This is a genomic window from Coleofasciculus sp. H7-1 (assembly GCF_057473865.1).
Map to the genome: position 1 here is coordinate 43164 of NZ_JBYCCT010000086.1, position 14197 is coordinate 57360.

A 14197-nucleotide genomic window follows, 5' to 3' on the forward strand; every position below is an offset into this window, starting at 1 on the left:
AAGAAAGCCAAGTTATGACTCAAACCAAACCAACTCGTCTGCGTCGTCAAGGTAGAATATTCCCTGAATATACAATACTGCCAGAAGAACTAGCCAGACAAGAAGCTGAAAAAAATGCCCGTGGTCAGCGTTATCGAGAGATTTTTGCACAAGTTAGCCCTCAACTGATAAATGACCATTACAACTGGTTCATGATTATTGAACCAAACAGTGGGGATTATTTTATTGATATCGATGAAGAAATAGCTGTTCAAAAGGCTCGTGAAAAATACCCTACTGGTATGGTAGGTGTCATGCGTCTTAATGAAACTGGAACTTGTGGCAAGATATGATTTCAGGCAAGTTCGGTGAGAGGGGAGAGCTAATTTTTGAAATTGATTTAATTGCAGATGATGGAGAAAAATTACCCCTTGAAGTGTTATTAGATACGGGCTTTACAACAGGCTGGCTGGCACTTGATACTCAAGATGTCCAAAGCCTAGGATGGCATAAGGTTGAAAGTGAACGAGCTATGCAACTGGCACGGGGCGAGGAGTTTTTTGATATATATGAGGGAAGAGTTGTACTAGATGAAGTTGAATATATTATCCCAGTTTTGGCGGGAGCAGGAATTGCCGAACCTCTACTAGGTTTACAGTGGTTAAAAAGGCTGCCACTATCGGTGAATTTTTCGGCGGGAGTGTTGACGCTGGGGTAAAAAGAGAAAGCGATCGCTTTTTTTGGTTGAAGTAAATCAAAAGCGCGATCGCCCTTTTAGAATAGTGCGATCGCGCTCTGACCAGCTAAAACTATGGACAGATTCTAAAGCTTGGAGGATTACCACACTCGGAGCTTGGATTATTTAAACACGCAAAAGAGCCAGGTCTAGCAGGACTTTCTCTTATAGGTGTGATATTAGTTATGCGAGATCCTACAGGATTCCCACAAGCAGGATTCGGATTATTTAAACATATAAAACTTCCGGTTTTTGCATTAACACACTGACCATTTTCTGTGGGGCTTTGAGCTACTACTCCTGTACTTTTCGTAGTTGAGTCAATTTGGGAAACATAGTTAGTTAAACAGCCATTAGAGTTATTTTCATTGTGATTATCCAGTGCAAAAGCTGGAAAAACCAGAAAAACGCTGGTACTAGCAACTCCGGCTATACTGAGCATCTTTTTGAGATAATTTTTATTCCGGTGTACGTTCATCGTTATTTGCTGACTCCTAGACTATCCTATAAATATACAAATATCGCTTTATATGAGTTTTGTAAGCCGGATAATGTAGGCAAGTTTATAATTTTTCAGCATCTAATGAAGTAAGAAAAAGTCGGATTTAGTTGGTCGGCTCGGAGAAAGTCGGAAAAAGTAGGATTATAATAGGTAAAACCTCGGATGTAACCGACCAATGGATGTTAAAGAAGTCTTAAGGCTTGCCGATCGCCTAATTTTTGATAAGACTGGAAAACACCTGGACGATCTGCAAGAGGCTATATTACGGGGTGTTTGTCAAGGTAATAAATACTCAAAAATAGCAGAGGAATCCCACTGCACCGAAGGTCATGTCAGGGATGTTGCATCTGAATTGTGGAAGATTCTCTCAGATGTATTAGGAGAAAATGTTAGTAGAGCAAATTTTCGCTCAACCTTGGAAAGGTGGCAAGTCTCTATCATTTCATCAAATTTCGCACAAGACTTTGTAGGGATTGGTAACGTTAATATCTGTGCAGATACTTTGCAATCTCCAAAAGTTACAACCACGCCAAGCAATAAGCAAACCTCTCACGAAGATAATCCCATCAAGGTGCGTCAAGATTTGGGGGATGCGCCGGATGTCTCGCCTTTCTATGGACGTAGTGAGGAACTGACTAAGCTAGAAAAATGGATTGTGCAAGAACGCTGTCGCCTAGTAACACTGCTGGGAATTAGTGGTATTGGTAAAACGGCTCTGGCTGTAAAATTGGTAGAACAAATTCAGGATAAATTTGAATATGTAATTTGGCGGAGTCTTTGCGACTCACCACCCCTCAAACTAATTGAGAAAAACTTGATTCAATTTTTTTCTATCTATCAAGAAACCGAGTTACCAGAAAATTCAGATTGTAGACTATCGCAATTGATGGAGTATCTGAAAAAGCACCGATGTCTGCTCATACTAGATGATGTGCAGATGGTTCTTAGCAGCGGACAACTCGCTGGAAACTATCAACCAGGATATGAGAATTATGGCTTACTATTCAGACGATTAGGAGAACTATCCCATAACAGTTGTGTAGTGCTGAACAGTTGGGATAAACCTAGAGAACTTGCTGCATTAGAAGGCGAAAATCGACCAATTCGCTCATTACAACTAGATGGTTTGGGTGAAGCTGCACGGGAAATACTCAGAGACAAAGGTTTAGCTGAAGAGGAAACATGGGACAAACTGATTAATACCTACCAAGCCAACCCATTATGGTTAAAGATAGTTTCCACAATGATTCAAGATTTATTTAGTGGCAGAGTTTCTGAATTTTCCAAGTATGACACGCTATTTTTGAGTGAAGAGTTGAAATATTATATTACTCAACAGTATTAATCGCTTATCAGAGTTAGAAAAAAAGGTGATGTCCGTTATGGCGAGTGAAACTGAGCCAGTTTCTATTTTAGAAATTACAGAGAATATGCAATTATCTCATTTAGAATTATTAGATGTGATGCAATCTTTGGGACGACGTTCGTTGATAGAAAAAACTAAACAAGGTAACGAAACACTTTTCATACTTCAGCCTGTGGTGAATTGTTATGTAAAAACCCACTATCCTCGCAGTTAAAACTTAGATTTAAATGTTATAAGTCTTCCTTGACTTTCAGGCATACGCTGGTATCTGAATGCCTAAATCTTCCATCAATACCGTGAGCGAAATTTTACGAAGACGTGCCAACTCTGCCAAGTATTCTATGCGTTGCACTTGCAGCTTTTCTATCTGTTCGGTCAAGTGCAGTAACTCGCTATACTCGGTAGGCGTGAGAGTTTCAGCCTGTCGCTTAGCAATCAATTCGTCGTAATACTTCTGAATATCTGAAGGAATACTTTGATTGATTTTTATTAACAATTCAGCTTCGACTTGCGGTAGGCTATTAGCTTTGCGCTGTGCTTGTAGCAAGAGGACTTGAGATACAAATTTCTCTAATTCAGGTAAGCTCAATTGTTCAACAGCCTTTAGCAACTCTTCTGAAGATAGTTGTACTTCAACTTGAACTGTTGGCATTTTCCACCTCTCGCTAGCGAATCTAGCGATATTCTATCAACTGCATAATAACCTTGAGATGAATAGTGCGATCGCGCAGCGGCTGGAGAAAGAGCGATCGCGCTTCTTTTGGTTGAAGTAAATCAAAAGCGCGATCGCCACCCTTCGACTTCTGGGGATGATATGTTGAACCGAAAATGATTGAATAGCAAAACCTGCTTGGCTTTGGCAATACTCGCAGCAGCTCTCAAATAACAAGTAGGAAAAGTAGGAAAAGTAAGTAATTTTACTTTTGGCTTCATTTGCATTAATTGCCAGAACTGCCGAAGTTCTTTGTCCACAGGACTACTGAACCAATTGCTAAAAGTGAGTGTTCAGCAGCTGTCTTATAAGTAATTCTTACTAGGGCTTATTTAATTAAAAAATGCTAGCTTAGGTGGTTGACAGAACTGTTACTGTCCCAATCTGACGCTTTAACTGAAGGTATTATCTTATGATAGCAAAAAAATCAAGTATAAAATTACACAATTTAAAGCAAGTTATCGAAAAATTTAATTATCCAATTCTGGCGAATGCTGATGAATTCGTCTAAAAACGGTGAAAGTTCCTTTTTTAGGCGAATTTATCGGATTGGGAGCTTTCATTCTTCCTTTTTACGGGCGATAGGTTGACAGGGCATTAAACCGGCAAATGAGGGTGAGAAGGAAGTTATTCAGAAATGCATTCCTTTCCCTGGAAAACTTTTTTTATATCAATTGATTTTTAGCAATCTGCGAACGACGTTGAAAAAGATATGCATAGCGCAATGACTGGCACTTATGACATAGGTTTGGTAATACTTTCCTTGGCGATCGCGGTAATTGCCTCTTACACAGCGCTAGACTTAGCCGCACGAGTGCGCTCTGCTGTGGAAGGGGGGCGACGGCTCTGGCTTTTGGGTGGAGCAGTGGCAATGGGAACCGGAATTTGGTCAATGCATTTCATTGCCATGCTGGCTTTCCAATTGCCACAGTCTGTCAACTACGATGTGTGGATTACCCTATTCTCCCTCATGTGCGGGATTCTTGCCTCAAGCATTGCTTTGTGGCTGCTGAGTCGCGCTGTTTCAATACCGCTTGTCATCGGCGGCGGCGTTTGTATGGGAATTGCCATTGCATGGATGCACTACACAGGTATGGCAGCCATGCAAATCCAGGCGACGATTGAGTATGACTGGAGGTTGGTGAGCCTATCGGTAGCGATCGCTATCATCGCTGCTTTTGCCGCACTTTGGCTGGCATTTCGGCTCCAGGATCGCTCCTTAAAAGGACTGTTGTGGCAGAAATTTGGCAGCGCCTTGCTTATGGGAATTGCCATCAGCGGGATGCACTACACGGGAATGTGGGCAACTCACTTTATTCCCCACAAAGTCCTTCCAGTAGAGCCGTCCCCCGCCATGACTCAGTCTTGGTTGGCGATTGCCATCGGGATTGCTACCCTGTTCATTTTGAGCTTAGCCCTGTTAACCGCTCTATTCGATCGGCGTTTAACAGCGCAGTTAGTGCGACAGCAAGCGTTACAGGAAAGTGAGAAACGCTTTCGGATGCTGATCCGGGAAATGCAGGTAGGAGTATTGCTGCTCAATGCCAATGCTGAAATTCTTATCTGCAATCAAGCGGCAATTCATCTGCTCAATCTCAAGTCAGAAGATTTATCGCATCAAGTATTTGGTGCAAATTGGCTGTTGCTGCAAGAAGATGGTACACCCTTCCCAACCACAGAACTACCCGTGCAGTTCAGCATCGCCCAGCGCCGACCGATTCATAATATTGTTGTGGGAATCGAGCATCCTGAGAGTCAAAATCAACGCTGGCTGCTAGTAAATGCCGATCCGCAGCTAGCAGAGGATGAGAGTGTAGAACGAATTATTTGCACCCTCAGCGATATTACGAACCAAAAGCAAGCTGAAGCCGCACTGCGCCAAAGTGAAGAACGATTTGCTTTAGCGGTAGAAGGAGTTAACGACGGGATTTGGGATTGGAATATTCAAACAAGTTATGCATATCTGTCACCTCGCTGGAAAGGTATGTTGGGCTATGAAGACTTAGAAATTCCTAATACCATCGATGCTTTCAAACAAATGCTGCACCCAGAAGATTCAGAGCGAGTGTTAACGGTGTTGTTTGCCTATTTAGCGAAAAAAATCCCCAACTACGAAGCAGAGTTTCGGGCATTACATAAAGATGGCAGCTGGCGCTGGATTCTCACCCGTGGAGTGGCATTGTGGGATGAAACAGGCACAGCCTATCGCGTGGCAGGTTCCCATACTGATATTACCGATCGCAAGCAGAAGGAAGAGGCACTACAATTAATTGTTGAGGGGACAGCTTCTGCAACTGGCAATGAGTTCTTTCGCTCCTGCGTTCGCTATCTCGCCCAAGTTCTGGGAGTTCGCTACGCTGTGGTTGGTAAGTTGGCAAACGATACTAAAACTAGAGTGCGGACTTTGGCATTCTGGACAGGCGAAGACTTTGGCGAAAACTTCGAGTACGACTTGGCTGGTACTCCTTGCGAAAACGTCTTGGAGGGGACGAGCCGTTTTTACCCATCAGAACTACAAAAACTCTTTCCTAACTACCAAGATTTAGAGAAGTTAGGCGCACAAAGCTATTGGGGAATTCCGTTAGTAGACTCTGCTGGCAATATAATTGGCAATTTGGCGGTGTTGGATGTGCAGCCAATGGCTCACAATCCCGACAAAGAAATGATTTTGAAAATTTTTGTCGCCAGAGCGGGAGCCGAGCTGGAGCGGAAGTTAGCCGAGGAATTGCTAACAAAACGAGCGGCAATGGACAGTTGCTTGAGCCGAATTTCCCGGACATTGATTGACGAAAAATTAGATACTGCGATCGCTTTCACTTTGCAAGTCGTTGGCGAGTTTTTGGGGTGCGATCGCACTTACCTGTTTAATTACTACAATCACCAAAGTTGCTTGACAATGACCCACGAGTGGTGCGGCTTTGGCATTGAGCCATTTATCGATAAGTTTCAAGGATTGCCCGTTGAAAATCATCACTGGGTTCACAGTCAACTTTTGAGTGGCAAAACGGTTCAAATTCCTGCCGAACTCCCACCCGTAGCTGCCGAACCAACCTTGACGGAACTCCAATGCATCCAGTCCCGGCTTGCCGTTCCGACGCTTTACTCTGGTACCGTTGTCGGTTTTATGGGTTTGGATGTCACTAGCTCTTCAAAAGTCTGGAGTCAAGAAGAAATTAATTGGTTGAAATTAGTCAACGAATTCATCGCAATTACTCAGGCACGTCAAGCAGCAAAAGCAGAATTACAGGAGAGTGCAGAACGGGAAAAAGCGATCGCTTTCGTGATTCAGCGAATGCGCCAAACCTTAGAAATTGACAAGATTTTTGTCGCTACAACTGAAGAACTACGCCATGCTATCAAATGCGATCGCGTCGGTGTCTATCGTTTCCATCCCGACTGGAGTGGGGAATTTGTATCGGAGTCGGTAGCAGAAGGCTGGAATTTGCTAGTGCCCGAACAAAGCCATGAATCCACTCTGACCAAGGTAGCTGTTAACCAGGCAGGTTGCGTTGCCAAAACTTTGGGAAATGCAGATGAGCCAATTCAAGATACTTATTTGCAAGCAACTCAAGGCGGTATTTATCGCCAAGGAATCAGTTATCGCTGTGTCCCAGACATCTACCAGGCTGGATTTAACTCTTGTTACCTGGAACTATTGGAGCGATTTCAAGCACGAGCTTACATCATCGTTCCTATCTTCTATAGCAGTCAACTGTGGGGCTTGCTAGCAACTTACCAAAATTCCGGTTCTCGCCAATGGCAAGAGACAGAAATCAAAATGGTCGTTCAGATTGGCGCACAGTTAGGAGTTGCCATCCAACAAGCAGAATTACTAGCGCGAACTCAACAGCAGTCAACTGAACTGATGATCGCCAAGGAAGCTGCCGATGCTGCCAACCGTGCTAAAAGCGAATTTCTTGCCAACATGAGCCACGAACTGAGAACACCTCTCAACGCCATCCTGGGTTTTACCCAATTGATGAACCTAGATACCTCCCTATCCGCCGAACATCAGAAATACCTGGAGATCATCAGCCGCAGTGGCGATCATCTGCTGGCATTGATTAACGATGTTTTAGAGATGGCTAAAATCGAGGCAGGGCGAGTCACGCTACATGAAAATGACTTTGACCTGTATTGTCTGCTCAATAGTCTCGAACAGATGCTACAACTGAAAGCCACATCCCAGGGGATTTTGCTTAACTTTGAATGCACGGCATCTGTGCCCCAATATGTAAGAACCGACGAAAGTAAACTGCGTCAGGTCTTGATTAACCTTCTCGGCAATGCCATCAAATTTACTGAAATAGGGAGCGTCACCCTGCGCGTTACCGGGGAACAAGGAGAGCCGGAAAGCAGGGATGTCGGGGAGCAAGCAGATAACCCCTCACCTGCGCCTTTTATCCGTCTGTTCTTTGAAGTGGAAGATACTGGTCCCGGTATTGACCCAAATGAATTCGAGCTGGTGTTTGAAGCTTTTGGACAAACCACAGTTGGGCTGAAATCCTGCCAAGGAACGGGTTTGGGTTTACCAATCAGTCAAAAGTTTGTCCGACTGATGGGGGGAGGAGCGATCGCTGTTAGTAGTCATCCAGGTCAGGGAGCCAAGTTTTCCTTTGACATTCAGGCAGGTTTGGTTGAACAGATTGCGATTGAAACACCCCAATCTATCTATAAAAAAGTTATCGGTTTAGCTCCTAACCAACCCACCTATCGTGTTCTAGTGGTAGAGGATAAGCTAACAAATCGTCTCCTCCTAGTTAAGCTTCTCACTTGGTTGGGCTTTGAGGTGCAAGAAGCTGAGAATGGTCAAGAAGCCGTGGTAATTTGGGAGAGTTGGGAACCCCATCTAATCTGGATGGATATGCGGATGCCTGTGATGAACGGCTATGAAGCTACCAAAAAAATTAGAGCTTCCTTAAAAGGTCAGGCAACAATAATTATTGCCCTAACTGCCAGCGTTTTTGAAGAAGAGAGACAAGTTATCTTGTCAGCTGGATGCAACGACTTCGTGCGTAAACCTTTTCGAGAAGAGGAACTACTCTTTAAAATGAACAAATATCTAGGGGTGCGATATCTCTACGAGGAGGAAGCATTGCCCACAGAAAGCAGAAGGCAAAATCTACAAGAGGCTCCCGACGATTCCGACATCCCGCTTCAGATTGCCACAATGCCCTCTGAATGGATACAACAGGTACATTATGCAGCTTCCCAAGGCAGCGATTTCTTCCTCCTTCAGCTCCTTCAAGAAATTCCCGTAGAAAATTCGTATGTCATAAATGCTTTGACCAATTTAGTCGAGAACTTTCAGTTTGAGCAAATCATGGAATTAATTCAATCAACTGGGAAACAGCTTACTGGGGAAAACTCACAGCAAACCTCCCTCAATCCCCCGCCCCTTCTATCACATTACCAGCGGGAGTAAGACTTGAAAAACCTTGTTTTCAGGATGGTAAATAGGTTTTTTCTCACTACCTTCCTCTATTCTCCCGCCTACGGTGGGTGATTGAAAATTTTTTTGAATGAGAAATGCAATAAGATTTGGGGCTGAGATTGATGGGGTTCAATTTTTTGAATTGCTCATAATTAACTTTGATCTAGAAACTAGAAAATGGAAGGAATAATGCAATTTTCAATAAAACCCCAAATCAATGACCATTTCGCCAAAAACGATGATGATAAACTTGAAATAAATTATCTTCCGATTGTTATGGAAAAAGAAGACATTCTTATCGTTGATGACACTCCTGAAAACTTGCGTTTTCTGTCTACTCTGCTAATGAAACAAGGCTACAGCATTCGCAAGGCATTGAGTGGGCAAATGGCGCTGACAGCGGTACAAACGGTTGCACCCGATCTAATTTTGCTCGATATTATGATGCTTAGCATGGATGGTTATGAAGTTTGTGAAAAACTGAAAGCCGATCCAGAAACTGCCGCGATTCCTGTAATTTTCTTAAGCGCTCTCAGCGAGGCTTTTGATAAAGTAAAAGCTTTTTCTGTTGGCGGAGCAGATTATATTACAAAACCTTTTCAATTTGAAGAAGTTTTAGCTCGCGTTCAGAATCAACTAGAGTTAAGAGCAGCAAAAATTCAAAACCAACAACTGAATGCCCAACTTGAAGAACGAGTTAAAGAGCGGACTTTGCAGCTAGAAGTAGCGAATCAAGAACTGAGGCGAGAAATCAACGAGCGGATGCTCCTTCAAGAACAACTATTGAAAATGGCACTTTATGACAATCTCACGGGTTTGCCCAATCGAGTTTTATTCATGGAGCGTCTAGAACAAGCTCTCAAAGGCTCCAAGGAACGTCCAGAAGAGGCGTTTGCCGTGTTGTTCCTTGATTGCGATCGCTTTAAAGTAGTTAATGATTCTCTAGGTCATCTTGCCGGTAACGAACTGCTGATTAGTCTGGCTCGTCGCTTAGAAAAATTACTGAGTCAACATGATACTTTGGCTCGGTTAGGCGGTGATGAATTTGCGATTATCTTGACAAACATTGAAAATATCAGCAGCGTACTCTTTGTAGCAGATCGAATACTTCAATCTTTCTCTTCTCCGTTTCAACTTAATAGACAAGAAATTTTTATAAACGCCAGTATTGGCATTGCTTTGAGCAATATTAATTACGAGCTACCAGAACATCTATTGCGGGATGCGGACATCGCAATGTATCGTGCCAAGACCTTAGGAAAAGGTCAATACCAAATTTTTGACCCGAAGATGCACGATGCTGTGATTCAAGTTTTACAGCTAGAAAATGACCTACGTAAAGCCATCGAACGGCAAGAATTTATCGTCCACTATCAGCCGATTATTGCCCTTGACACCAGCAAGATTGTTGGGTTTGAGGCATTAGTCCGCTGGCATCATTCTCAACGAGGAATGGTTGCTCCCAGCTTGTTTATTCCTGTAGCAGAAGAAACAGGTTTAATTAACCAAATTGGCAATTGGGTTTTGCGGGAAGCTTGCCATCAGCTTCAACAATGGTATCAAGAAAAACAGAGTGATTATCCCCTATTTATGAGTGTCAATCTTTCAGCGCGGCAGTTTGCCCAGCCAGATTTAATTGAGCAAATTGACCAAATTCTCGCGGAAACTCAACTTAATCCCCAAAGCTTGAAGTTAGAAATCACCGAAAGTGTTCTGATGAATAATACTCAATCTGTAAAAGCGATTATGCAGCAACTTCGAGAGCGTAAAATTCAGTTGTGTATTGATGACTTTGGTACAGGGTATTCTTCTCTAAGTTATTTATATAATTTTCCCGTTGATACTCTCAAAATTGACCGTTCTTTTATTAGCTATTTGGATGAAAAAGCAGATAGTTTGGGACTGATACCGGCGATTATGAAGATTGCTCAGACCCTAAAAATGAGCGTAATTGCTGAAGGAATTGAAACGAGCGAACAGTTAGCTCAACTAAAATATTTAAATTGTGAGTTTGGTCAGGGATATCTGTTTTCTAAAGCTGTAGAGGGCAAAAAAGCAACAAACTTAATTGCATTGGATAGTCGGGAATATCGGTAGTAAAGAGTTTAGTTAATGCTAATAAACCTAGTTTATTAATTATTGACTTAAGCCGAACATCTTTCAAAAAAAGTTAATAACTTTAAATAATAGTTGATTCTGTAAAAACCTTAACTATTTCGGAGGCAGTAATAATCCGCGAATGAAAAATTTTGATATACTTTTAATTCAAAACCCAATGAATGCAAAATCAGCTCATATTTTCAAAGCCGATATTCTGATAGTTGATGATACACCAGACAACATTCGCTTTTTATCTTCTCTGTTGTTAGAGCAAGGATATAACGTTCGTAAATCGATTAATGGTCAGATGGCGTTAACCGCAGCTAAGACACTTCAGCCTGATTTAATATTGTTGGATATTAATATGTCGGGCATGAATGGTTATGAAGTTTGCGAAAGGTTAAAAAAAGATACTGAAACTTCCTCTGTACCTGTAATTTTCTTAAGTGCTTTGGATGATGTATTGGATAAGGTTAAAGCTTTTCAGGTTGGGGGCGTAGACTATATTACCAAGCCTTTTCAAATTGAAGAAGTTTTAGTGAGAATTCAAAATCAACTGACGATTCAAAGCCTTCAAACTCAGTTAAAAGGGCAGAACTCACAACTTCAAAAAGCCTTGGGCGATCTCAAGAAAGCTCAAGCACAACTGGTTCAAAAAGAAAAAATGATTGGTTTGGGTCAATTAGCCGCAGGAATGGCTCATGAAATCAATAATTCTATTGGCTTTATCTCTAGCAATCTCGATCCGGCACGCAAATATATTCAAGACTTGCTAAATCTGGTTTGTCTCTATCAGCAAGATTATCCAAAACCTACTCTTCCCATTCAAAAAGCAATTCAAGAAATCGACCTAGATTTTCTCAGTTCAGATATCCAAAAGCTTGTAGGCTCAATGCAGACGGGTGTAGAACGTATCTGCACAATGCTCCTTGCTTTACGCATTTTCTCACGACTTAATGAATCAGATATTAAAGCTGTAGATATCCATGAAGGGCTGAATAGCACTTTATTATTGTTGCAGCATCGACTCAGGGAAGAAGGGAAACGTCCAGAGATTAAGACGATAAAAAACTATGGGGATTTACCCTTGGTTACTTGTTATGCTAGTCAGCTTAACCAGGTCTTTCTTAATCTTTTGAATAATGCGATTGATGCTCTAGAACTGGGGATTGGGCAAGAATTTTCTGAATCTTCAAGTCCAACGATTTGGATTAGTACTGAGTTCAGTGCCTGGGAAACGATAATTATCCGAATTAAAGACAATGGTGTTGGTATTGCCGAGGAAATGCGATCGCGTTTATTCGACCCATTTTTTACGACAAAGCCTATAGGCAAAGGCAGCGGGTTAGGGTTATTGACGAGTTATGAGATTGTAGTAGAAAAGCATAAAGGTCAGCTGACGTGTCATTCATTCCCCGAACAGGGTGCAGAGTTTACGATTGAAATTTCAGTACATCTTAGTTAAGGCTACATAGACTTAAACTAAGCCGAAAGCGGGAGAGACGCCATGTGCAACTTTTTTTAGTCCCCAATTTATCGGGGGATGCAAGGGGGATCTCTGCGTAAGTCCTAATAATGTTGTGCTGTCTGCTAGCACTAGCTTGTGAAGTTGCTGTGAGATTGCGGCAAAATTTTTCTAAATCGAGTCGTGCGGGTAAATGTCTTTTCCGGGACGCGAATCGCTAAACCTCACCACAGAAAAAAAGCGGGTAGATTTTCATCCAGCCGCTTATAGCTTAGTGGAGAATAAATTTTGCTTGCGTGCTTGTGAGAGATTGCCAGCACTTACAAGCGCGATCGCTCGGTCGGTACTTAGTCTGGCCCAAAAGTTAGCCCTTGGGCACTCAGTAGTTCCCTATGGGGCAAGTCCCGCAAACTTTAACAGGTCAACCATCTTGAAGTCCTGCTTTTGCCCTAAAATCGGCTTCCACTTGGGGCATTGCCGGAGGTAGGATTTGCGATCGCCTTCCAGCAGACCGATGAACACCTCCGCAACAATGCGTCCGCCCACAGGACCGAGTGTCTTGCCTTGCACTCTCAGCTCCGCTTCCTTCAAAATATAGAACCACAAGGGTGTTCGCTTGTCGAATCCCAAATCCTTGAGGTCGCGCAGATCGGATGGACTGAGAGGATCGATTTCCATCGCTCTTGCTACATCCTGACCGGACGGCAAGCTGAAGGTGAGGTGACGCAGCAGATTGCGCTGCGCCAGCGACCGGATTGGTTCCCCTTGTCCTGGCAAGCCGGGTGCTGGAAAAGGCAGCGTGAATAATGCACTTGAGAGCTTAGAATCAATCTTTTTGTTGGGCTTGACTTTTCCGTTTTTAAAATCGAAGAAGGTATCCCAGTCAACAAACCGCCGAGGTGCGCGTTTGCCACCGCGCAGGTCATTCGGATCGGGATGATTGGCGTCTAAACTGAAATTGAAAATCGGTGCCCTGAATTCTGGCATATCCTTAGTGCCATGATTAGCGATGTAGCCCGGTCTGACTTGGCTGTGACCGAATCGATAGGCAGCTACCGAAAACTCAACTGGGATAAATGGCTTGTTGCGCCAGTTGTAGAACCGCCGACCTTTTTTCAAAATCTCATCTACCAAATCCTGTCCTACAGTTGTAGGCAGGAACTCATGCACGATAATCCATTGGTAGTGCCAGCGAACTAGCTCCTGTGCCTCGGTGAATGCATCGTTGGGATCTTTGATTCCACTATCAATGACATAATCCACAACATGATTGTGGAATTTCAGAAACGCCAATTGCATCTGAGAAAGAATCGTGTTCTCATCATTCCTTGGGTCGCCAATCAGTGCGGTATTTTGGCTATTTCGAGGGAGATCGTCTTTCGACCCTTCTCCACCCAATTTCTCAATCAGGAACTTGATGCCTCCCGTTGTTTTGTCATACAAGTGAGGAGTGGCTGCACGACCCGAACTGTAAACGTTATCTAGCTCTAGAAAAGGCGTTCGGAAATTTTCAATAGATTCCGGGTCACTTTGTCGCTCAAGACTAGAGGTGGGATCGAAGGTCATATCATGATCCAGAAACTGCCCCAAAAAAGTGAACCCTGCGGTCATATTGGGGTTATCGACGTTGCTAGAACTTCCAGGTACGGGATCTGTCGCGTTTAAATCGTCTCTTGCATCCATCAAACCGCCTGGTTTCCCAAGCTCCATCAACCTCTCGCGTACTGATTGGGAGTCGCTAGCAAAGGGGGGTAAGGACGGGAACAGCCGACCAAACTTTCCTTGATCGTAAGCAGTGGAGCGAGGTGGAACTTGGTCTCTTAGATACAGTTGTCCGTGTCTAGTCATTGTGTTTCCTCCTTGTTGATTACCGTTGTGTGTGGCACTGGTTTTGACTACCTCG

The 14197-nt window shown here is 43.2% G+C and carries 11 protein-coding genes; 7 read left to right on the forward strand and 4 right to left on the reverse strand.

The window, feature by feature from the left end; all coding sequences use genetic code 11:
* Positions 1-14: 14 nt before the first annotated feature.
* Positions 15-332, forward strand: a complete 318-nt coding sequence (locus AC2VDX_RS24930) for a hypothetical protein (RefSeq protein WP_378181105.1) — start codon at positions 15-17, stop codon at positions 330-332.
* Entirely contained in the window at positions 329-697 is a 369-nt protein-coding gene (locus AC2VDX_RS24935) for an aspartyl protease (RefSeq protein ID WP_378181102.1), read from the forward strand. The genes AC2VDX_RS24930 and AC2VDX_RS24935 overlap by 4 nt, the downstream gene beginning before the upstream one ends.
* A gap of 91 nt (positions 698-788) precedes the next feature.
* On the opposite strand, the gene AC2VDX_RS24940 is transcribed toward AC2VDX_RS24935, so the two are convergent.
* The gene (locus AC2VDX_RS24940; RefSeq protein ID WP_378181099.1) at positions 789-1193 is read right to left on the reverse strand and encodes a hypothetical protein; all 405 of its coding nucleotides are present in this window, start codon (positions 1191-1193) and stop codon (positions 789-791) included.
* Between the two features lie 199 nt (positions 1194-1392).
* Between AC2VDX_RS24940 and AC2VDX_RS24945 the strand changes: the two genes are divergently transcribed.
* Positions 1393-2562, forward strand: coding sequence for a helix-turn-helix domain-containing protein (locus tag AC2VDX_RS24945; protein ID WP_378181096.1), 1170 nt, complete (start codon positions 1393-1395; stop codon positions 2560-2562).
* 37 nt (positions 2563-2599) lie between these two features.
* The gene (locus AC2VDX_RS24950) at positions 2600-2797 is read left to right on the forward strand and encodes a hypothetical protein (RefSeq protein ID WP_378181093.1); all 198 of its coding nucleotides are present in this window, start codon (positions 2600-2602) and stop codon (positions 2795-2797) included.
* 36 nt (positions 2798-2833) lie between these two features.
* Here the strand turns inward: AC2VDX_RS24950 and AC2VDX_RS24955 are convergent, their stop codons facing one another.
* Positions 2834-3235, reverse strand: coding sequence for an STAS/SEC14 domain-containing protein (locus tag AC2VDX_RS24955; protein WP_378181090.1), 402 nt, complete (start codon positions 3233-3235; stop codon positions 2834-2836).
* Between the two features lie 22 nt (positions 3236-3257).
* The gene (locus tag AC2VDX_RS24960; RefSeq protein ID WP_378181087.1) at positions 3258-3446 is read right to left on the reverse strand and encodes a hypothetical protein; all 189 of its coding nucleotides are present in this window, start codon (positions 3444-3446) and stop codon (positions 3258-3260) included.
* Positions 3447-4007: 561 nt separating this feature from the next.
* Between AC2VDX_RS24960 and AC2VDX_RS24965 the strand changes: the two genes are divergently transcribed.
* The 3 genes from AC2VDX_RS24965 to AC2VDX_RS24975 all read left to right on the forward strand — a co-directional run bounded on the left by AC2VDX_RS24965 (position 4008) and on the right by AC2VDX_RS24975 (position 12294).
* The gene (locus AC2VDX_RS24965; protein WP_378181084.1) at positions 4008-8720 is read left to right on the forward strand and encodes an MHYT domain-containing protein; all 4713 of its coding nucleotides are present in this window, start codon (positions 4008-4010) and stop codon (positions 8718-8720) included.
* A gap of 285 nt (positions 8721-9005) precedes the next feature.
* On the forward strand, positions 9006-10826 hold the full coding sequence (locus tag AC2VDX_RS24970; protein WP_378181368.1) for an EAL domain-containing protein: 1821 nt from the start codon (positions 9006-9008) through the stop codon (positions 10824-10826).
* A 178-nt stretch (positions 10827-11004) separates the two neighbouring features.
* Positions 11005-12294 (forward strand): sensor histidine kinase, encoded by a 1290-nt coding sequence (locus AC2VDX_RS24975; protein ID WP_378181365.1) that lies wholly within the window; start codon positions 11005-11007, stop codon positions 12292-12294.
* A 390-nt stretch (positions 12295-12684) separates the two neighbouring features.
* On the opposite strand, the gene AC2VDX_RS24980 is transcribed toward AC2VDX_RS24975, so the two are convergent.
* Positions 12685-14197: peroxidase family protein (locus AC2VDX_RS24980; RefSeq protein ID WP_486928259.1), on the reverse strand; the 1513-nt coding region annotated here is incomplete at its 5' end.